Annotated in this window: 17 protein-coding genes; 9 read left to right on the forward strand and 8 right to left on the reverse strand. The window is 73.6% G+C overall.

Features of this window, described 5'->3' with window-relative positions; genetic code table 11:
- Positions 1 to 128 precede the first annotated feature (128 nt).
- The gene (locus GA0070617_RS09020) at positions 129 to 3,818 is read left to right on the forward strand and encodes a SpoIIE family protein phosphatase (RefSeq protein ID WP_139135627.1); all 3,690 of its coding nucleotides are present in this window, start codon (positions 129 to 131) and stop codon (positions 3,816 to 3,818) included.
- A 68-nt stretch (positions 3,819 to 3,886) separates the two neighbouring features.
- On the opposite strand, the gene GA0070617_RS09025 is transcribed toward GA0070617_RS09020, so the two are convergent.
- A complete protein-coding gene (locus tag GA0070617_RS09025; protein WP_091435549.1) occupies positions 3,887 to 4,207 on the reverse strand; it encodes an STAS domain-containing protein in 321 nt (106 codons plus the stop codon).
- A gap of 96 nt (positions 4,208 to 4,303) precedes the next feature.
- Between GA0070617_RS09025 and map the strand changes: the two genes are divergently transcribed.
- Positions 4,304 to 5,161 carry a type I methionyl aminopeptidase gene (map, locus tag GA0070617_RS09030; RefSeq protein ID WP_091435550.1) on the forward strand — a complete coding sequence of 286 codons (858 nt, stop codon included), beginning with the start codon at positions 4,304 to 4,306 and terminating at the stop codon, positions 5,159 to 5,161.
- The gene (locus tag GA0070617_RS09035) at positions 5,158 to 5,868 is read left to right on the forward strand and encodes a VIT1/CCC1 transporter family protein (protein ID WP_091435551.1); all 711 of its coding nucleotides are present in this window, start codon (positions 5,158 to 5,160) and stop codon (positions 5,866 to 5,868) included. Before map ends, GA0070617_RS09035 begins: the two co-directional genes overlap by 4 nt.
- 131 nt (positions 5,869 to 5,999) lie before the next feature.
- Here GA0070617_RS09035 and GA0070617_RS09040 read toward each other — a convergent pair whose 3' ends face one another.
- From GA0070617_RS09040 to GA0070617_RS09070, 7 genes are all read right to left on the reverse strand, one after another.
- Positions 6,000 to 6,794 (reverse strand): nucleotidyltransferase domain-containing protein, encoded by a 795-nt coding sequence (locus tag GA0070617_RS09040; RefSeq protein ID WP_229688647.1) that lies wholly within the window; start codon positions 6,792 to 6,794, stop codon positions 6,000 to 6,002.
- A 65-nt stretch (positions 6,795 to 6,859) separates the two neighbouring features.
- On the reverse strand, positions 6,860 to 7,333 hold the full coding sequence (locus tag GA0070617_RS09045; protein WP_373868438.1) for a nitroreductase/quinone reductase family protein: 474 nt from the start codon (positions 7,331 to 7,333) through the stop codon (positions 6,860 to 6,862).
- 186 nt (positions 7,334 to 7,519) lie between these two features.
- Positions 7,520 to 10,426: an FtsX-like permease family protein gene (locus GA0070617_RS09050; RefSeq protein ID WP_175440475.1), complete on the reverse strand. Its 2,907-nt coding sequence runs from the start codon at positions 10,424 to 10,426 to the stop codon at positions 7,520 to 7,522.
- Positions 10,423 to 11,157, reverse strand: a complete 735-nt coding sequence (locus tag GA0070617_RS09055) for an ABC transporter ATP-binding protein (protein WP_091435553.1) — start codon at positions 11,155 to 11,157, stop codon at positions 10,423 to 10,425. The genes GA0070617_RS09050 and GA0070617_RS09055 overlap by 4 nt, the downstream gene beginning before the upstream one ends.
- Before the next feature lie 34 nt (positions 11,158 to 11,191).
- The gene (locus GA0070617_RS09060; RefSeq protein ID WP_091435554.1) at positions 11,192 to 11,878 is read right to left on the reverse strand and encodes a PadR family transcriptional regulator; all 687 of its coding nucleotides are present in this window, start codon (positions 11,876 to 11,878) and stop codon (positions 11,192 to 11,194) included.
- Positions 11,879 to 11,932: 54 nt separating this feature from the next.
- Positions 11,933 to 12,379, reverse strand: coding sequence for a ferritin-like domain-containing protein (locus GA0070617_RS09065; RefSeq protein WP_373868439.1), 447 nt, complete (start codon positions 12,377 to 12,379; stop codon positions 11,933 to 11,935).
- Complete coding sequence (locus GA0070617_RS09070) at positions 12,379 to 12,846, reverse strand: hypothetical protein (RefSeq protein ID WP_091435556.1); 468 nt, start codon at positions 12,844 to 12,846, stop codon at positions 12,379 to 12,381. The genes GA0070617_RS09065 and GA0070617_RS09070 overlap by 1 nt, the downstream gene beginning before the upstream one ends.
- A gap of 246 nt (positions 12,847 to 13,092) precedes the next feature.
- On the opposite strand from GA0070617_RS09070, the gene rimP reads away from it, so the two are divergent.
- The 6 genes from rimP to rbfA all read left to right on the forward strand — a co-directional run bounded on the left by rimP (position 13,093) and on the right by rbfA (position 19,406).
- Positions 13,093 to 13,794, forward strand: coding sequence for a ribosome maturation factor RimP (gene rimP, locus GA0070617_RS09075; protein ID WP_091435557.1), 702 nt, complete (start codon positions 13,093 to 13,095; stop codon positions 13,792 to 13,794).
- A complete protein-coding gene (gene nusA, locus GA0070617_RS09080) occupies positions 13,791 to 14,834 on the forward strand; it encodes a transcription termination factor NusA (protein WP_091435558.1) in 1,044 nt (347 codons plus the stop codon). The genes rimP and nusA overlap by 4 nt, the downstream gene beginning before the upstream one ends.
- A gap of 16 nt (positions 14,835 to 14,850) precedes the next feature.
- Positions 14,851 to 15,183, forward strand: coding sequence for a YlxR family protein (locus GA0070617_RS09085; RefSeq protein ID WP_091435559.1), 333 nt, complete (start codon positions 14,851 to 14,853; stop codon positions 15,181 to 15,183).
- A gap of 93 nt (positions 15,184 to 15,276) precedes the next feature.
- Positions 15,277 to 18,267, forward strand: a complete 2,991-nt coding sequence (gene infB, locus GA0070617_RS09090; RefSeq protein ID WP_091435560.1) for a translation initiation factor IF-2 — start codon at positions 15,277 to 15,279, stop codon at positions 18,265 to 18,267.
- A gap of 90 nt (positions 18,268 to 18,357) precedes the next feature.
- Positions 18,358 to 18,651, forward strand: a complete 294-nt coding sequence (locus GA0070617_RS09095; RefSeq protein WP_091446139.1) for a DUF503 domain-containing protein — start codon at positions 18,358 to 18,360, stop codon at positions 18,649 to 18,651.
- 200 nt (positions 18,652 to 18,851) lie between these two features.
- On the forward strand, positions 18,852 to 19,406 hold the full coding sequence (gene rbfA / locus GA0070617_RS09100) for a 30S ribosome-binding factor RbfA (protein WP_229688649.1): 555 nt from the start codon (positions 18,852 to 18,854) through the stop codon (positions 19,404 to 19,406).
- The last annotated feature ends 20 nt before the right edge of the window (positions 19,407 to 19,426 follow it).

Consider the following 19,426-nt stretch of genomic DNA (forward strand, 5'->3'; position numbering starts at 1 on the left):
GTCGACGGGTGGTCAGCGTCCGACCGACCGAATGCGTTACGTTGCTGATCCGACGGGGTACAAGGCCCGGCACGGCCGATGGAACAGGTCGCGTCGTCGTGGGTGATCGGCCGGAGCGGGGAGGGTGCATGGGCTCGGCCCTGGAGGGCGCGGACAGTCTGCCCGGTACCCCCGGGCAGGTGTCGCCGCTGCTCGCCGCCGCCTTCACCGGCGGGGGCGAGATGGGTCGCCGGCTGGGCGGGTACGACTGGACCACCAGCGGGGTCGGTGCCCCCGGCCAGTGGCCGTCGGCGCTGCGCCACACGATCGGCATGCTGCTCTCCTCGGGCGCCCAGATAGTGCTGTTCTGGGGGCCGGAGCATCTCGCCTTCTACAACGACGCCTACCTGCCCACCATCGGTGACAAGCACCCCGGGGCGATCGGGCAGCCGGCCCGCGTCTGGTGGACGGAGACCTGGGAGGTGCTCGGGTCGTTGCTCGACGGGGTCCGTCGCAGCGGCCGGTCCTACCAGGCCCGGGACCATCCCTTCCTGCTGGACCGGTACGGCTTCCTGGAGGACGTCTACTTCGACGTCTCGTACGACCCGATCCTCAGCGACGACGGCACTGTCGACGGGGTGCTCTGTCTGGTCAACGAGACCACCGGTCGGGTGCTGGGGGAGCGTCGACTGCGGGCGCTTGCCGAGTTGGGCGCCGCGCTGGCCGAGGGCGGTAGCGGCGCGGAGCTGGGCCGGGCCACCGCCGACGTGCTCGACCGGCACCGGGCGGACGTACCCTTCGGATTTGTCTGTCTGCGTGCCGAGCACGGCGCGGTGACCCTGGACGGGGTCAGCGGCCTGGACGCGGCCCACCCGGTCCGCTTCGACCCGGCCGACCTGGTGCGCCGGGTCGAATCCGGTGGTGCCACCACCGTCGCGGTGGCCGACCTGCTCGACGTGGTCCCCGCCGACGCCGCCGAGCAGGCCATGGTGCTGCCGATCACGGCCACCAACGAGCTGGTCGGCGTGCTGGTGGTGGGGGTGGCCCGCCGGTTGCCGCTCGGCGACGACTACCGGAACTTCTTCGACCTGGTGGCCGCGCAGGTCTCCGGGGCCGCCGGCCGGCAGCGGGTGTACGAGCAGGAGCGGGCCCGGGCCGCCGAGCTGGCCGCGCTGGACCGTGCCAAGACCAACTTCTTCGCCAACGTCAGCCACGAGTTCCGCACCCCGCTGACCCTGGTGCTGGGGCCGCTGGAGGAGCTGCTCGCCGACACCCACCTCGACGCGGCGCACACCGAGCGGCTCACCATGATGCACCGCAACGCGCTGCGGCTGCTCAAGCTGGTCAACACGGTGCTCGACTTCTCCCGCCTGGAGTCCGGCCGGTTGACCGCCCGCTACCAGCCCACCGACCTGGCCGACTACACCGCCCGACTGGCCAGCACGTTCCGTTCGGCGACCGACCGGGCCGGCCTGCGGCTGGTGGTGGACTGCCCACCGCTGCCCGCGCCGGTCTTCGTCGACCGGGACATGTGGGAGAAGGTCGTCCTCAACCTGGTCTCCAACGCGGTGAAGTTCACCTTCGACGGCGAGATCCGGGTCCGGATGCGGGCGGTGGACGGCACCGCCCGGCTGGAGGTCGTCGACACCGGCGTGGGGATCGCCGAGAGCGAGCTGCCGCAGGTCTTCGAGCGTTTCCACCGGGTGCCGGGGGTCCGGTCCCGGACCCACGAGGGCACCGGCATCGGGCTCGCCCTGGTGCGGGAGCTGGTCGAGATGCACGGTGGTGAGGTCGCCGTGCACAGCCGGGTCGAGCAGGGCAGCACCTTCACCGTCAGCCTTCCGTTCGGCGCCGGTCACCTGCCCGCCGAGCAGGTGGCGGCGACGACCGCGCTGCCCACCGGCGAGCCGGAGCAGGCCCGGCTCTGGGCCGCCGAGACCCTGCTCTGGACCAGCGCGGACCGGTCGGCGTCGGCGACCTCCGCCAGCGGCCCGACCGGGATGGCCGACGGATCGACCGGAGCCGGTGCCGGCGCGCCGGCCGGCCGGATCCTGGTCGTCGACGACAACGTGGACCTGCGCGAGCACGTCACCCGGCTGCTGCGACCGGACTGGGAGGTGGTGGCCGCGGCCGACGGCGTCGAGGCGCTCGCCCAGGCCACCCGTATCCCGTTCGACCTGGTGCTCACCGACGTGATGATGCCCCGCCTGGACGGCTTCGGGCTGGTCACCGCGCTGCGGGCCGATCCGCGTACCCGGCACGTGCCGATCGTGCTGCTCTCCGCCCGGGCCGGGTCGGCCGAGGCGGTCGCCGGCCTCTCCGTCGGTGCCGACGACTACCTGACCAAGCCCTTCTCCGGGCAGGAGCTGATCGCCCGGGTCCGGGCCAACGTCGAGCTGGGGCAGCTGCGTGGGCAGATCATCCGGCGGCTGCGCGCGCTGGCCGACGCGGCGGTCGCGGTCAACACCGCCCGGTCCACCGCGGACGTGCTGCGGATCGCCGCCCGACACGCGCTCGGTTTCGCCGAGGCGGCCCGGGTCGTCGTCGCCACCCCCGAGGCCCGGTTCGAGGCCGACGGCGGTGGCCGGGCGGCCGAGCCGCCCACCGTGCTGCCGCTGACCGGCACCACCGACGAGCAGCTCGGCGAGCTGCGGGTCTGGCACCGCGACAGCGCCGGCACCGACACCGACCAGGCGGCTCTGGCCGAGCTGGCCCGGCTGGTCGGGGTACGCCTGGAGAACGCCCAGCTCTACGAGGCCGAGCACCGGATCGCCACCACGTTGCAGCACAGCCTGCTGCCCCGGTCGCTGCCGCAACTGCCCGGCGCGGTGATCGCCAGCCGCTACCTGCCCGGCACCGCCGACGTCGAGGTCGGCGGCGACTGGTACGACGTGATCGGGATGGCCGACGATGAACTCGTCCTGGCCATCGGCGACGTGGTCGGCAAGGGCGTGCGCGCCGCCGCCGCCATGGGCCAGCTGCGCAACGCGCTGCGGGCGTACGTCATGGAGGGCTTCGACCCCGGTGTGGCGTTGACCCGGCTGAACCGGCTGGTCGGTTCCACCGAGAGCCGCTCGTTCGCCACCGTGTTCTGTCTCTGGTTCTCCCCACGCACCGGTCGGCTGCGGTACGCCAGCGCCGGGCACCCGTCCCCGCTGCTGATCCGAGGAGACGACGTGGCGTTCCTGCATGACCGGGCGCTCGGTCCGCCCGTCGGCGCGATACCGGGCACCGTCTACCGCACCGTCGAGGGGGAGTTGGCCACGGGCAGCCGGCTGCTGCTCTACACCGACGGTCTGATCGAGGACCGGCAGATCGGCATCGACGCCGCGCTGGACCAGCTCCGGGTCGACGCGAGCAGCCGGAGCGAGCACGTCGCCGACCTGGTCGACACGGTGGTGGAACGGGTCGGCACCCGGCGACGCCGCGACGACGTGGCGGTGCTGGCGCTGCAGGCCACCGAGTTGAACCGGTTCACCCTGCGCCTGCCGGCCGAGCCGACCCGGTTGAGCGTGCTGCGCAAGCGGCTGGAGGACTTCCTGGTCGCCCACGACGTGGGCGAGACCGACCTGTTCGACCTGACCGTGGCGGTCTCCGAGGCCGCCGCGAACGCGATCGAGCACCCGGTCGCCCCGAACGACCCGACGATCAGCGTGGAGGTGACCATCGTCGACCGCACGGTGGTGGCCACGGTGCGCGACAGCGGGCAGTGGCGGGAGTCCACCGGCGCCGGTTTCCGGGGCCGGGGCCTGTCGCTGATCAGGGCGCTCGGTGAGCTGTCGGTCCGGCGTACTCCGACCGGCACGGAGCTGACCCTGCGCCGGCAGCTCCAACCCTGACCGGCCGCCGCCGGTGGGACGGCCCGCGACCGGCGGAGCGCGGCCCGCGGCCGGCGATCAGCCCCCGCTCAGGCCGGTGGTGCGGCCAGCCAGGCCTGCCCGGAGAGGCCGGAGATCTCCAGGATCCGGCTGACCTGACGCGAGGGCAGCACGGTGAGGGTGGTGGGGAAGCGCTGGGCGAGCTGGACCACGGCGTGGATCGCCGCCGAGTCGAAGAAGGTCACCGCCCGCAGGTCCAGGGTGACCCGCTCGGCGGGCTCGCGCAGGGCGGTGTGCAGCATGTCGTCGGCGGTCATCATGTCGACCTCGCCGCTGACCACGACGCTCAGGTGGTCGCCGTCGAGCTCGGCGCTGGCCGTGAAGACGGGAGATGGCCCCGCTTGATCCACGGTCCCACCTTGGCACAGCGGGCAGCACGGGGCAACAACCCGACCCCGGCCGCCGGTGACGGTCGTCACCACGGTGGCCGGCGATAGGCTTACCGCATGACCGTCCGTGCGCCGCTCACCCCTGGCACGCTCTCCCCGTGGCGGGCGGTTCCCGCCCACATCGTCCGCCCCGAGTACGTGGGCCGCAAGAGTCCGAGCCAGTGGCGCGGCTCGCACGTGCAGACACCCGAGACGATCGAGCGGATGCGGGTCGCCGGTCGGCTCGCCGCCCAGGCCACCCAGCTCGCCGGCGAGCACTGCAAACCCGGGGTGACCACCGACGAGATCGACCGGGTGGTGCACGAGTTCCTCTGCGACCACGGCGCGTACCCGTCGACGCTGGGCTACAAGGGCTTTCCGAAGTCCTGCTGCACCAGCCTCAACGAGGTGATCTGCCACGGCATCCCGGACTCCACGGTGCTGCACGACGGCGATATCATCAACGTCGACGTGACCGCGTACCTCGACGGGGTGCACGGCGACACCGACGCCACCTTCTGCGTCGGCGAGGTCAGCGAGGAAGCCCGGCTGCTGGTGGAGCGCACCCACGAGGCGATGATGCGGGGCATCCGGGCGGTGGCCCCGGGCCGGCAGATCAACGTCATCGGCCGGGTCATCGAGTCGTACGCCAAGCGGTTCGGCTACGGCGTGGTCCGGGACTTCACCGGCCACGGCATCGGCGAGGCCTTCCACAGCGGGCTCTACGTGCCGCACTACGACAGCCCGCGCCCCACCGACATCATGGAGCCGGGGATGACCTTCACCATCGAGCCGATGATCACCCTGGGCACCTACCAGTACGACACCTGGGACGACGGCTGGACGGTGGTGACCAAGGACCGCAGGTGGACCGCGCAGTTCGAGCACACGATCGTGGTGACCGACAGCGGCCACGAGATCCTCACCCTGGTGTGACCGACACCCCCGCCGCGCTGCGTGAGGCGCACCACGCGGACGTCTCCGGCGGCTGGCTGCGGCCGGCGGTGTTCGGGGCGATGGACGGCCTGGTCACCAACATCGCCCTGATCGCGGGCGTGGGCGGTGGCGGGGTCTCGCCGCGCAGCATCGTGCTCACCGGCACCGCCGGCCTGGTCGCCGGGGCGATCTCGATGGGGCTGGGGGAGTACACCAGCGTCCGCTCGGCCAACGAGCAGGTGGCCGCCGAGGTCGCCAAGGAACGCCGCGAGCTGGAACGGCACCCCGAGACGGAGGCCCGGGAGCTGGCCGACATCTGGGTCGCCCGGGGACTGCCCCGGGAGCTGGCGACCCAGGTCGCCGACACGCTCGCGCGCAACCCCGACGAGGCGCTGCGGGTGCACGTCCGGGAGGAGTTGGGCGTCGACCCGGACGACCAGCCCAGCCCCTGGGCGGCGGCGATCTCGTCGTTCCTGTTCTTCTCGATCGGGGCGCTCGTGCCGCTGCTGAGCTACCTGCTCGGTTTCACCAGCCTCTGGTTGGCGCTCGGCATCGGTGGGGTGGGGCTCTTCGCCGCCGGGGCGATCGTGGCCCGGTTCACCAACCGACCCTGGTGGACCAGCGGCCTGCGGCAGCTCCTGCTCGGCGCGGCGGCAGCCGCCGCCACCTACCTGGTAGGCGCCCTCATCGGCATCCAAGGCCTGTAAGGAAGGGCCCCCTGTTAACGCATTCGGTAGAGAAGGGTTCCCCTCTCACCGGCCCCGCGAGCCGGGGGCGGCAGGTGGCGGCGCGGTGAGGCAGGGGCGGCAGGTGTCAGCGGCCCCGTGGCCCGGGGACGTCAGGGGGTGGTGAGTAGTTCGTCCACGGTGCCGTCGACGGGACGGCCCCGGGCGGCCAGCTCCTCGGCCTGCCGGGCCAGCACCGCGCCCACCTCGATCATGTCCGCGCCGGCCAGACCGGTACGCCGGACCGCGTCCCCGGGATCGCGGAAGTAGGTCCGGGTCAGCAGCCCGGTCACCGTCGCCGCCACCAGCCGGGCCTCGGCGAGCATCAACAGCGCCTGGTCGGTCTCGTACCACTCGGCCAACCGGGCGGCTCGGGCGTGCGCGGCACAGCCCCGGTACCACGCCTGCCGGGCGGCGGTGCTGAACTCGACGGGTCGGGCCCGGGCCAGCTGGGCGAGGTGCTCGTCGCGCAGGCGGGGCAGCCAGCCCGACGGGTCGTACAGTTCCCGGGTGGTGACGTACCGGTCGGCGGTCAACGGCCAGAGCGGGGTCAGCAGCCGGGCCTGGCGCAGGTACTCGTCGGCGCCGACGACGGTCAGGTCGACCAGGATGCCGTCCACCCGGCGGACCGCCGGCAGTGGACCGGTACCCGGGCGGTAGGTGACCACCAGCAGACCCGCCTCGGCGTCGCCACCGCCGTCGTCGTCGGTGTGCGCCAACGGCCCGTGTACGGCGACCGCGAGCACCTCGGCCGGAAACCGCCGCCGGACCTCCTCGGCGACCTGCCCGGCGACCCGCCACCGGGTATCCGTCGGGCGGGTGTCACCGGTCCGGTGGTCCGGATCTGCCTCGCCCGCCGGCAGCCGGTCGGCTCCGGTCGGGGTGGCCGTCTCCTGCCCCGTCTCCATGCCGTACCGCCCTCAGCTCGTCGCTCCGCCACACGCTAAACGACCGGAGTGGCGGGGCGAGGCGGTCAGGCGGACCCGGGTGGAATCGGGGTCAGGCGGAAGATGCGGATCTCCCGGCCGCCGGCCCGCTGCACGTACGTCTGGTACGCCGGCCACTCGGCGACCAGCAGCCGCCACAGCCGGTCACGTTCGGCGCCGGTGGCCAGGGCCGCGTGCACCGGGAACCGGCGGCCCCCGACGGCCACCTCGGCGGCCGGCTGGGCGAGCAGGTTCAACGACCAGGCGGGCTGGTGCGGCTGCCCCCAGTTCGACCCGATCACCACGTACGCGTCGCCGTCGGACACGTACAGCAGGGGGTTGCTGCGGGGCTGCCCGGAGCGGCGGCCGGTGGTGGTGATGATCAGGGACGGCAGCAGACCGAGCGCCACCACCCGACCACTGGTGAGTCGACCGATCAGGCGGTCGGCCGGGACGAGCAGACGGACGGCGGCACCGAACCAACGGTGGTGCCCCAACCGGCGGGTGAGCGTTGCCATCATGGACACCCGCCCAGTCTGCCGGCTCGCCGCCGGTCGGGACAACGCGGCGGTTCGGGTTCGCCCGCGCTCCGCGACCGTCGGGCCGGCACGGCGGTGTAACGATCACAGGCGGTTGGTGAGAGGGGGTCCCCTCTCTACCGTAAGCGTTAACAGGGGGCCCTTCCTTACCCTGCGGGGGGCGGGTGATCAGTCCAGCCGCCGTTCCACGGGCAGCCGGGAACGGGTGAACAGGGCCGCGCCGAGCATCGCCACCAGCGGCACCACGAGCAGGACACCGAGGGCCTTGCCGGGTACGACCAGCGGATAGTCGGGTTCGATCGGCCAGGTGGTGGCGTACCGCCGGTTGGTCGAGACGAGAATGATCACGGCTGCGACGAGGCCGGCGAGAATGCCGAGGGCGGTGCCGATTCCGGAGATCACCCCGGCCTGGCAGAGGGCGAGCAGCCGGCGTACCCCCGGACTGGCCCCGACCGCCGCGAGGGTGGAGAGGTCCGCGCGACCCTCTGCGGCGGCCAGCCCGGTGGCGACGCCGGCGGCCCCCACGGTGACCACCGCGGCGGCCGCCGCGAGCAGCAGCAGGATCGGCTCGCCGGCGTCGACGGGCGGGGGCCGTTCCAGTACGACCCGGGTCTGGCCGGCCCGGGTCAGGTCGGCCCTGAACCGCTGCTGCTGCGTCGCGCTCGGCGGGTTCTCCGGCACGACGACCCAGCCGACGCGGACGGCGACCACACCCAGCTTCCGGGCCGCCGCCGGGGAGAGCAGCAGCCGGCTCGCGGTGTCACCACCCACCACCGCGTACCCGGCAACGGTCACGGTCCTGGTCGGCTGCGCGCCGGTGGGGCCGGCGCCGGTCGGCTCCGCGCCGGTGGGGCCGGCGCCGGTCGGCTCCGGGCCGGTGGGGCCGGCGCCGGTCTGCTCCGCGCCGGTGGGTCCGGTGGGCCGACCGGCGGTGGATCCGGTCTGCTCGGGCGGGTAGGCCCGGATGGTCAGGTGGCCGTCGTGCAGGTACCGGGGGTCGGTGACCACCGCACCGCCGGCCCGCAGTACCGCCCGGGCGGCCGCCACCTCGGCCGGGTCACCGCCGGTGAGCACCGGCACCGACGTACCGTCGTCGAGCAGCGTCGCCGGTGGGGAGCCGTAGTGCAGCCAGGACGGCCCGAGGCAACGCGGGTCGGCGCGGGCCCGGCGCTGGTCGGCCGCGCCGAGGTTGTCCCCGGCCTGGTAGGGGCAGGCCCGGCCGGCCGGCAGCACCACCTCGACCGAGCAGAACCGCACCGGCCCGCCGGCCGGGCCGCAGTCCGGCTGGTCGAGCGGGGCCACCGTGTCGGTGTGCAGGTGGGTACGGGCCGGACCGAGGACCTGATCGCGGGTCAACCAGCCGTCGGGGCGGGCGCCGGTGGCCGGGTCGGGCCGGTGGACGAGGACCTGGCCCGGCGGGCCGGTCGGTTGCAACAGGGCCAGGTCGCGGGCGTTGCTGCTGGCCAGGTAGCTGCCGAGGGTGACACTGCCGGCCACCGCCGCCATCACCGCGGAGATGGCCGGGGCGGCGGAGGAGCGGTTCCGGCTGGCGTCGCGCAGCGCGATCCGGGGGGCCAGCGGCAGTACCCGGCCGGCGCGGGCCAGGACACCCAGCAGGGTCGGGGTACAACAGACCAGGCCCAGCTCGCCGAGAACTAGGCCGGCGAGGATCAGGGTGGTCCGGGTCGTCACGGCCCCGGCGGCGGCCGTACCGGCCCCACCCACGGTGAGTACCACGCCGATCAGCAGCCACCGTCGGCGGTGCGGCGGTGCGGTGCGCCGTCCCGCCAGGCCGGCGACCACGTCCTGGCGGGCGGCGGTCCAGGCCGGGGTCAGCGCCGCCAGCACCCCGGCCAGTACCGCCACGGCGGCGGTCAGCGCCAGCGCCGCGGGCCAGCAGCGGTACCCGCCGAACCGGGACTGGAAGAGGTACTGCTCGGTCAGGGGTCGGGCGGCGAACGCGACGGCGACGCCCAGGACGACCCCGGCCAGCGCGCCGGCGCAGCCCAGCACCACCCCGTCGGCAAGCACGATCCGACGCAGGTGCCGGGGGTCACCACCGGCGACCGCGACCAGCGCGAGGTCGCGCCGCCGGCGGCGTACCCCGACCGCGAACGCCGGCCCGACGAGCAGCACCACCTCCAGCAGACCCAACCCACCGACGAGTACGGCGTCACCGACGTCGGTGGGGCTGATCGCCGTCGGCGGTTCCTGGTGGGGCCAGCGGGTACCGGGCAACGGCTGCCGGGCGGAGACCAGGAAGCCGTGCTGGTTGAGCCGGGCCACCAGGTCGGCGTCGGGTGGTACGGGCAGGTCCACCAGCCAGAGCCGCTCCTGCTCGACCAGCTCCCCCGGTGCCGCGCCGGGGTGCAGGGCGAACAGCGGACCCAGGTCGTCGGCGAACTCGACCGTCGCGACCACGGTGAACGTCTGACCGTTGCCGGTGATCCGGTCGCCGAGGTCCACGCCCAGGGCACGTCGGGCGGCCGCACTGGCCCCGATCTCGGCGGCTCCGGTCGGGGCCCGCCCGGCGAGCAGCCGGGCCGGTCCCCGGGCGAGCGGATCGGCGAGGTCGACCGCGCGGGCCTGGAACTCGTCGATCCGCCCGTCGAACTCGACGGTGAGGTTCAGCCACCGACCCACCTGGCTGGCCCGGCTGCCCGCCGGAAGCAGGTCGGTAACCTGCGCCGTGGACGGTGGCCGGTGCGGGTCGTCGACCTCGTGGGTTTGCTGCCAGTCGTACCCCCACTCGTCCTGCTCCAGCGGGCCGCCGGTGTACCAGCGCAGTTCCAGGTCCGCGCTGCCCAGGCGGCGACCGTTGGCCTCGGCCGGGGTCAGCTCCGCCATGTCCACGCTGGCCGCGACGAAGCTCAGCACCAGGACCGGCAGTGTGATCATCGCGAACACCAGCGCGGTACGGCCCCGCGCGCGCACCGCCTCCCGGCGGGCGATCCGCAGCGCCGCCCGCCAGGAACCGACCGTCCCGGACCACCGCCGTCCACCGACGGGACTCCCACCCGGCTGCCGGTCCTCGGCCGCGGACCCACCCGGCTGCCGGTCGCCCGCCGGGATCACCTACCGCTGCCGGTCAGCAACTGCTCGACGCCGGGCAGCGGAGCCGTCGAGTCCACCATGACCCCGTCGCGGAGGAAGACCACCCGGTCGGCCCAGCCGGCGTGCCGGGCCTCGTGGGTGACCAGCACGCCGGCGGCACCGGCGTCCACCCGACGACGCAGCAGTCGCAGCACCGCCTCCCCGGTCTGCGAGTCCAGCGCCCCGGTCGGCTCGTCGGCCAGCACCAGCCGGCGTTCGCCGACCAGCGCCCGGGCGATCGCCACCCGCTGCTGCTGACCGCCGGAGAGCTGGTCCGGGAACCGGTCACCCAGCTCCGCCAGGCCCACCTCGGTCAACGCCTCGGCGGCCAGTCGGCGGGCCTGCCGGACCCGGCTGCCGTCCAGCTCCAGCGGCAGCGCCACGTTCTCCACCGCGGTCAGGCTGCCGAGCAGGTTCAGGTGCTGGAAGATGTAGCCGATCCGGCGACGGCGTACCTGGGCCAACCGCCGGCGGTCCAGCAGGTGCAGTTGGTGTCCCTCGACGCGTACCTCGCCGGCGGTGGGGCTGTCCAGGCCGCCGGCCAGCGCCAACAGGCTGGACTTGCCGGAGCCGGAGGGGCCCATCACGGCGACCAGCTCACCCGGACGCACAGCCAGGCTGACCCCGCGTAGCGCCCGGACGGCCGCCGCGCCGGCACCGTGGGTCCGGTGGACGTCCCGCAGGTCGAGTACCGGGTCGGCCGGTCCACTCACCGGAGCAGGCTCCCCGCTCGCCGCCACGCCCGACTCACGGCCGCGCCTCCTGTCCGATCCGGTGCGGCACCTCGCCGTCGGCGTCCCGGCCGGTCCGGTCCTGTTCCGCCGCCGGGCGGCCGGTCCAATCCTGGCCCGTCGGGCGGCTGATCTGGTCGTGTTCGGCCGCTGACGGTGGCCGGTCCACCGTCGGGCCCCGGTCGACCGGCCGGTACCGCAGCAGGCTGGTCTCGCAGTGGTCCAGCCAGCGGATCTCCGCCTCGGCCTGGAACACCATCGAGTCCAGCACCAGCCGCCACGGCAGGTCCTCCGGTCGGTCGCTGGCGTACTTCAACCGGGTCAGCTCCTGCAGGGTGCGCATGGTCGCGCCGCGCTGGTTCTGCACCACCGAGCGGACGTCCACCCCCGGGGTGGTCAGCGCCAGGGCCAGCTTGATCGCCAACTCGTCACGGGGCCGGTCGGTACGGCTGATCGGGGTGGCGAACCACAGCGCCAGGTCCGCCCGTCCGGCGTCGGTGATCTCGTACGGCCGCTGGCCGGCGTCGCTCTCCGGCAGCGGTCGGACCAACCCGTCCCGTTCCAGCCGGGCCAGCGTGGTGTAGACCTGCCCGATGTTGAGCGGCCAGGTCGAGCCGGTCGACTCCTCGAACGCGGCACGCAGCTGGTAGCCGTACATCTGGCCGCGTTCGAGCAGGGCGAGCAGCCCGTGACGGATGGACATGGCAACGGAGTATGCATACCTGGTATGCCGTCCGCAACAGTGGCGCCGGCCTGCTCAGGTCGGTCGCCCGGGAAACGGCACGGTGAGCGGGGTGACCCCGGCGGTGCGCCGCCACCGGGTGGCCCGCAACGCGCAGTCGGTGAGCGCCGTCAACGCCGTGGCCCGGTCGTCGCCGGTGGTCACCGGCAGGGCGGCCCGCCAGAAGGCGCCGGTCCGTTCCTCGACCTCGATCGCCAGGCGGAGCGCGCTGCCCGCGTCGGTCACCGGGAACGGCAGGGCGTACCCGGCCTGGTCGGCGGGGATCGAACCACCGGCGGAACTGAGCCGCATGACCAGGGCGTCGCGCCGGGCGCGGTGGGCCGCCTCGGCGTTACGGGCCGCGCGACGGGCGGCCTCGGGTAGGCGTACCCCGATCGGGCCGTAGGCGTAGACGGCCGCGTACTCGGCGGTGAGCGCCGCGACCAGCGCGTCGCCGGAAGCGGCGGGAGCCGGCTGCCGGATCACTTGAGCGCCTCCACGTGGGTCGCGCGGGCGGCGGCGATCGACCCGAGCAACGCCGCCCGTTCGGCCGGGGCGTCGACGCAGGCCTGCCGCGCGGCCTCCCGGCCCTGCTGCTCGGCGTCGCGCAGCGCGGCGAGCACCGCGCTGCGGTCACCGTCGCGCCCGGGGTCCGGGGAGGCGGTGGCCGGCGGCGTGACCGGTGTGGCCGGCGCACTCCGGCCGGTCAGCCGGGTCAGCTCGGCCGCGTGCGCCTGGTGGGCCTCGGCGATCGGGGTGAGCCGGGCCGCCAGCTCCGGATCGGCGGTGGCGGCGGCCCGGTGCCGGGCGGCCAGGTCGAGCGCCGTGGCGACCAGCGGCTCCAGCGGGTCGGGCGTCGGATCCGCGTCGTCGCCGCGCCCGAACAACCCGCAACCCGCTGTCGGTACGACCGCCGCGCCGAGGATCAGCAGCCCTCCGGCCTGCAACATCTGCCGCCGGGAACGCCCGGTCGGCGCGCCCCGCCGTGTCGTTTCGCCCCGCCGTGTCGTTTCGCCCGTCGCCACCGGACAAGTCAACACCATCGGCGTCGACGGGTGGGTGACCGGCGTCGGTGCGCCGCTCGGTCCGTCGCACCGCGAGCGCGTTACGCTCTGCGCAGCCACCGGCGCGGATCGCCCGGTGGCGTGCCGGCATGGCGGCCGACCGGGGCCGTCGACCTTGAAGGGGTAGGCCAGATGACGCAGCGTGGCCGGGCCACCAGAGCCTCGGGCAGGCCCAGAGGCGGCGAGGCCGCCCGGGGCGGCGGTGCCCGGGGTGAAGGTGCCGTCCGGGCGGGAAGTGCCCGCGGTGGCGACGTGGGTGCCCGTCGGGACCGCCTGCGGACCGTGATCGAGCCGGTGGTCAGCGCGGCCGGATACGACCTGGAGGACCTCTCCGTCTCCCGGGCCGGCCGCCGGCACGTGGTCCGGGTGATCGTGGACGGCGACGGCGGGGTCAACCTGGACGCCGTGGCGGAGGTCTCCCGGGCGGTCTCCGCCGCGCTGGACGACGCCGAGAACGCCGGTGGCGACATCGTCGCCGGCGAGTACCAGCTGGAGGTCTCCTCCCCGGGTGTCGACCGGCCGCTCACCCTGCCGAGGCACTGGCGGCGCAACGCCGGCCGGCTGGTCAAGGTGAGCGCCCGGGCCGGGGCGACGGCTGCCGGCCAGCCCGCCGGCGACCGGCAGGTCACCGGTCGGGTGATCGAGGCCGACGACGAGCGGGTGGTGCTGGAGACCGACGCCGGCCGGGTCGAGCTGGGCTACCCCGAGCTGGGGCCGGGCCGGGTACAGGTCGAGTTCAGCCGCCTCGACGAGATCGACGAGCCAGACGAGATCGACGAACCAGACGATGACGATATCGACGACGAAGACGATGTGGAGGACGAGGAGAGGTGAACATCGACCTCGCGGCGCTGCGCGCACTCGAGCGCGAGCGGGAGATCCCGTTCGACACCATCCTGGCGGCGATCGAGACCGCGTTGCTGACCGCCTACCGGCACACCGAAGGCGCCGAGGCGCACGCCCGGGTGGAGATCGACCGTAAGAACGGCGCGGCCCTGGTCTACGCCCAGGAGTTGGACGCCGACGGCACGGTCACCCGGGAGTGGGACGACACCCCGCACGACTTCGGGCGGATCGCCGCGATGACCGCCAAGCAGGTGATCCTCCAGCGGTTGCGGGAGGCCACCGACGAGGTGCACTTCGGTGAGTACGTGGGCCGCGACGGTGACCTGGTCACCGGGGTGGTGCAGGCGCACGAGGCGCGTACCGAGAAGGGCATCGTCAGCGTCGACCTGGGCAAGTTGGAGGGCGTGCTGCCGCAGTCCGAGCAGGTGCCCGGCGAGCGGTACGTGCACGGTGAGCGGATCCGGTGCGTGGTCGTCCACGTGGCCAAGGGCATGCGCGGACCCCAGATCACCCTCTCCCGGTCCCATCCGGCGCTGGTCAAGAAGCTCTTCGCGCTGGAGGTGCCGGAAATCGCCGACGGCACGGTGGAGATCGGCGCGATCGCACGTGAGGCAGGTCACCGTACGAAGATCGCGGTGCGCTCCACGGTGCCGGGGGTCAACCCGAAGGGCGCCTGCATCGGCCCGATGGGGCAGCGGGTCCGGGCGGTGATGAGTGAGCTGCACGGCGAGAAGATCGACATCATCGACTGGTCGGACGATCCGGCCACCTTCGTCGGCAACGCGTTGTCGCCGGCCAAGGCGTTGCGGGTCGAGGTGGTCGACCTGGCCACCCGGGCCGCCCGGGTCACCGTGCCGGACTTCCAGCTCTCGCTGGCGATCGGGCGGGAGGGGCAGAATGCCCGACTTGCTGCCCGGTTGACCGGTTGGCGGATCGACATCAAGTCGGATGCCGAACAGTCCGGCGGCCCTGCCCGCAGCGCGGCTGATCACGTCCGGGAACCGGGCGGAGCGATCTCGGGCGCCTAGGGGTAGACTTCTGCCAGTGGTGGGACGCGCGCTGCCGGAGCGCACCTGTGTGGGCTGCCGGTCTCGTGCGCCGACCAGCGAACTGCTGCGGATCGTCGCGGTTGCCGACGAGGCTGGTCACAGCCTCCGGCCCGACCGGCTCCGCAGGTTGCCGGGTCGGGGAGCGAACATGCACCCGGATCCGGCCTGTTTCGCGCTGGCGTTGCGGCGTCGCGTCTTCGGGCGTGCGCTGCGCATCACCGGGGTCATCGACCACGGTGCGTTGGCCGAGCACGTCGACGCGTCAGCCACTACACCCGGTCAACCCGACCGGGTGAGGGTCGCAAGCAAGGTAGGACGACCGACATGAGCACACGATGAAGTCGCAGAAATGACCAGGCTTCAAGTGCACGAGTGAGGTTGCTGCGGGTGCTGCCCGCACGACCTCGGAGTGAGGAGTGCAGTGGCAGGCAAGGCCCGCGTACACGAGCTGGCAAAAGAGCTCGGGGTCGAAAGTAAGACCGTTCTCGCCAAGCTGAAGGAAATGGGCGAGTTCGTGAAGTCCGCGTCCAGCACCGTCGAGGCGCCCGTCGCCCGTCGGCTGCGCAACGCGTTCGTCGCCTCGTCCGGTTCGCCGGCTCCGGCGGCTTCACCGGCGGCCAGCCAGGCCCCGACCCCGACGCCCACCCCGACCCCCGGTCTGCCCCGGGTCTCGGCCAAGCCGATGCCGCCCCGGCGGCCGGCCGCGCCGACCCCTGGTCCCAAGCCGAAGGGGCCGGTTCCCGGCCCGCCGCAGCCGGCGACTCCGGTCGCCAAGCCGGCGAGTGCCCACGACATCGAGGTGGCGGCCGCGGAGGCCCGCGCCGCCGCGCTGAAGGCTGAGCAGGAGGCCGCGGTCAAGGCCGCGCAGGCCGCCCGTCAGCAGCAGCGGGAGAACGTCCGCCGGGAGCCTCCGGCCGAGGGTGGTCCGCGCCCCGGTCCGCGCCCCGGTCCGGGCAACATGCCGCCCCGTCCGGGTTCCCCGGCGGCCGGTCGTCCCGGTGGCCCGCCCCAGGCTCCCGGTGGTCGGCCGGGTGGTCGGCCGCCGGCGCGTGGCGCCGGTAACAACCCCTTCGGCATCCAGGGCGGCCAGCAGCAGCGGCCGCCGGCTGCCGGTGGTCCCCGGCCCAGTCCGGCCGGTATGCCGCCGCGGCCCAGCCCGGCGTCCATGCCGCCGCGGCCGAGCCCGGCGTCCATGCCGAGCCAGCGTCCGGGTCGTCCCGGCGGTCCCGGTGCCGGTCGTCCCGGCGGCGGTGGCGGCGCGGGTCGTCCCGGCGGCGGTGGCGGTGGCGGCGGTTACCGCGGCGGTCCCGGTGGGGGCGCCGGCGGTGGCGGTGGCTACCGCGGTGGTCCCGGTGGCGGCGGTGGCGGTGGCTACCGTGGCGGTCCCGGTGGCGGCGGCGGTGCTCCGGGCGGCGGTTTCCGTCCGGGTGGTCCGGCCGGCGGCGGTGGTCGTCCCGGTGGCGGCGGTCGTGGCCGTGGCGGCGGTGCCGCGGGTGCCTTCGGGCGTCCGGGTGGCCGGCCGACCCGTGGCCGCAAGTCCAAGAAGCAGCGCAGACAGGAGTTCGACAACCTGTCGGCCCCGACCATGAGCTCGGGTGCTCCCCGGGGTCAGGGTCAGGTCGTCCGGCTCTCCCGTGGCGCCTCGCTGTCGGACTTCGCCGACAAGATCAACGCCAACCCGGGTTCGCTGGTCCAGGAGATGTTCAACCTGGGCGAGATGGTCACCGCGACCCAGTCCTGCTCTGACGAGACCCTGCTGTTGCTGGGTGAGCACCTCGGCTTCGACGTGCAGATCGTCAGCCCGGAGGACGAGGACCGCGAGCTGCTCGCGCAGTTCAACATCGACCTCGACGCCGAGGTGGACAGCGAGCGGCTGGTCAGCCGGGCGCCGGTGGTGACCGTCATGGGTCACGTCGACCACGGTAAGACCAAGCTGCTCGACGCGATCCGTAAGGCGAACGTGGTGGCCGGCGAGGCCGGCGGCATCACCCAGCACATCGGTGCGTACCAGGTCCACGTCCCGCACGAGGGCGAGGACCGGGCGGTGACCTTCATCGACACCCCGGGTCACGAGGCGTTCACCGCCATGCGTGCCCGTGGTGCGCAGGTCACCGACATCGTGGTGCTGGTGGTGGCGGCCGACGACGGCGTCATGCCGCAGACCATCGAGGCGTTGAACCACGCCAAGGCGGCCGACGTGCCGATCGTGGTCGCGGTCAACAAGGTCGACAAGCCGGACGCCAACCCGGACAAGGTCCGCCAGCAGCTGACCGAGTACGGGCTGGTCGCCGAGGAGTACGGCGGCGACACCATGTTCGTCAACGTGGCGGCCAAGCCGGGTATCGGCATCGAGGAGCTGCTCGAGGCGGTCCTGCTGACCGCGGACGCGTCGCTGGAGCTGACCGCTCCGATCGACGGCCCGGCGCAGGGTGTGGCGATCGAGGCGCACCTCGACAAGGGGCGCGGCGCGGTGGCCACGGTGCTGGTGCAGAAGGGCACCCTGCGGGCGGGCGACTCGATCGTCGCCGGTGGGGCGCACGGCCGGGTCCGGGCGATGCTCGACGAGAACGGCAACCAGGTCGCCGAGGCGGGTCCGGCCCGTCCGGTCCTGGTGCTCGGTCTGACCGCGCCGCCCGGCGCGGGTGACACGTTCCTCGCCGCGGCGGACGACCGTACGGTGCGCCAGATCGCCGAGCAGCGGCAGGCACGGAGGCGGGCGGCGTCCTTCGCCAACTCCCGCGGTCGGGCCACTCTCGAGACGCTCATGGAGCAGCTCAAGGAGGGCGAGAAGACCTCGCTCAACCTGGTGCTCAAGGGCGACGTCTCCGGTTCGGTGGAGGCCCTCGAGGACGCGCTGTTCAACCTGGACATCCCCGAGGAGGTCCAGCTCCGGATCATCCACCGGGGCGTCGGTGCGATCACCGAGAGCGACGTCATGCTCGCGAGCGCCTCGTCCGAGGCGGTCACGATCATCGGCTTCAACGTCCGGGCCGCGAACAAGGTCCGGGAGATCGCCGACCGCGAAGGCGTGGAGATCCGGTACTACACGGTCATCTACCAGGCCATCGAGGAGATCGAGGCGGCGCTCAAGGGGCTGCTCAAGCCGGAGTACGAGGAGGCCGAGCTGGGCAGCGCGGAGATCCGCGACGTCTTCCGCTCGTCCAAGGTCGGCAACATCTCCGGTTGCATCGTCCGGTCCGGCATCATCCGCCGCAACGCCAAGGCGCGGCTGCTGCGGGACGGGGCGGTCGTGGCGGACAACCTCACGATCAGCTCCCTGAAGCGGTTCAAGGACGACGCCACCGAGGTGCGCGAGGGCTTCGAGTGTGGTCTGACCCTGGGCGGTTACAACAACGTCCAGGTCGGCGACATCATCGAGACCTTCGAGATGCGGGAGAAGGTTCGCGCCTGATCCGGCGGTGACACAGTGATCAAGGGGTTTACGCCGATCGGCGTAAACCCCTTGATCATGTGGGCCGGTGCGGCGGTATCGTCGGAGGCGATGTTCACCGGAACCGCGGTCTTCGACCTGCTGCTGCCGAGCGACTCCCGGTCGCTCAAGGCCAAGAGATCATATGTCCGCCCGATCGTCGCGGCGCTGCGCCGGTTCGAGGTGTCGGCCGCCGAGGTCGGCTCGCTCGACCTGCACGGCCGGGCCGAGATCGGGGTGGCCGTGGTGGCTGCGGAGGCGGGTCACGTGCGCGACGTGCTCGACTCCTGCGAACGCCTGGTCGCCGGCCGTCCCGAGGCCGAGCTGCTGTCGGTCCACCGACGGCTGCACGGCCCCGACGACTGACGCACCGAGGCTCCGACCACCAACGCACCGAGGCCCCGGTGGCGCGGCCGTTCGGTGCGGCGCGGGGTGGTGGGTGCCACTGTCGGCGGTGGGCGATGGCCCGGGCGACAACGGTACTGTTCGAGTGGTGGGCGCTCCGGCGCGGACGACGCCTCGCGTCGCCGGCCGGACCGGAACGGGACAGCGTGGAGGTGGCGGAGATGACGGATCCGGCCAAGGTCCGGCGGCACGCGGAGCGGGTACGCGAACTCGTCGCGTCGGTGGTGCGTAGCCAGATCAAGGATCCCCGGCTCGGCATGATCACCATCACCGACGCCCGGATCACGGCCGACCTGCGGGACGCGACGGTCTTCTACACGGTGCTCGGTGACGCGGCCGCCCAGGCCGGCACCGCCGCGGCCCTGGACAGCGCCAACGGGATGCTGCGCAGCACCGTCGGCAAGGCGCTGGGTCTGCGCCACTCGCCGACCCTGACCTTCGTCCTAGACGACGTGCAGGATCAGGTCAAGCACATCGACGACCTGCTCGCGGCGGCCCGCAACGCCGACGCGGAGGTGCAGCGGCTGGCGGCCCAGGCGAAGTACGCCGGTGACGCCCAGCCGTACCGCGTGGAGTCCGACGAGACCGAGACCGAGACCGGCGAGTCCGAGTCCGGCGAGTCCGAGCCCGACGTGACCGGATCCGACGCGCCCGGGGCCGGCCGTGTCACCCCCGACGAGGGCACCGCCGGGGCGCCGGACGGGGAACGGCGGTGACCGATCCGGCCGGCGCGGTC

This window comes from Micromonospora yangpuensis (genome assembly GCF_900091615.1).
In the GTDB taxonomy this organism is placed as follows: domain Bacteria; phylum Actinomycetota; class Actinomycetes; order Mycobacteriales; family Micromonosporaceae; genus Micromonospora; species Micromonospora yangpuensis.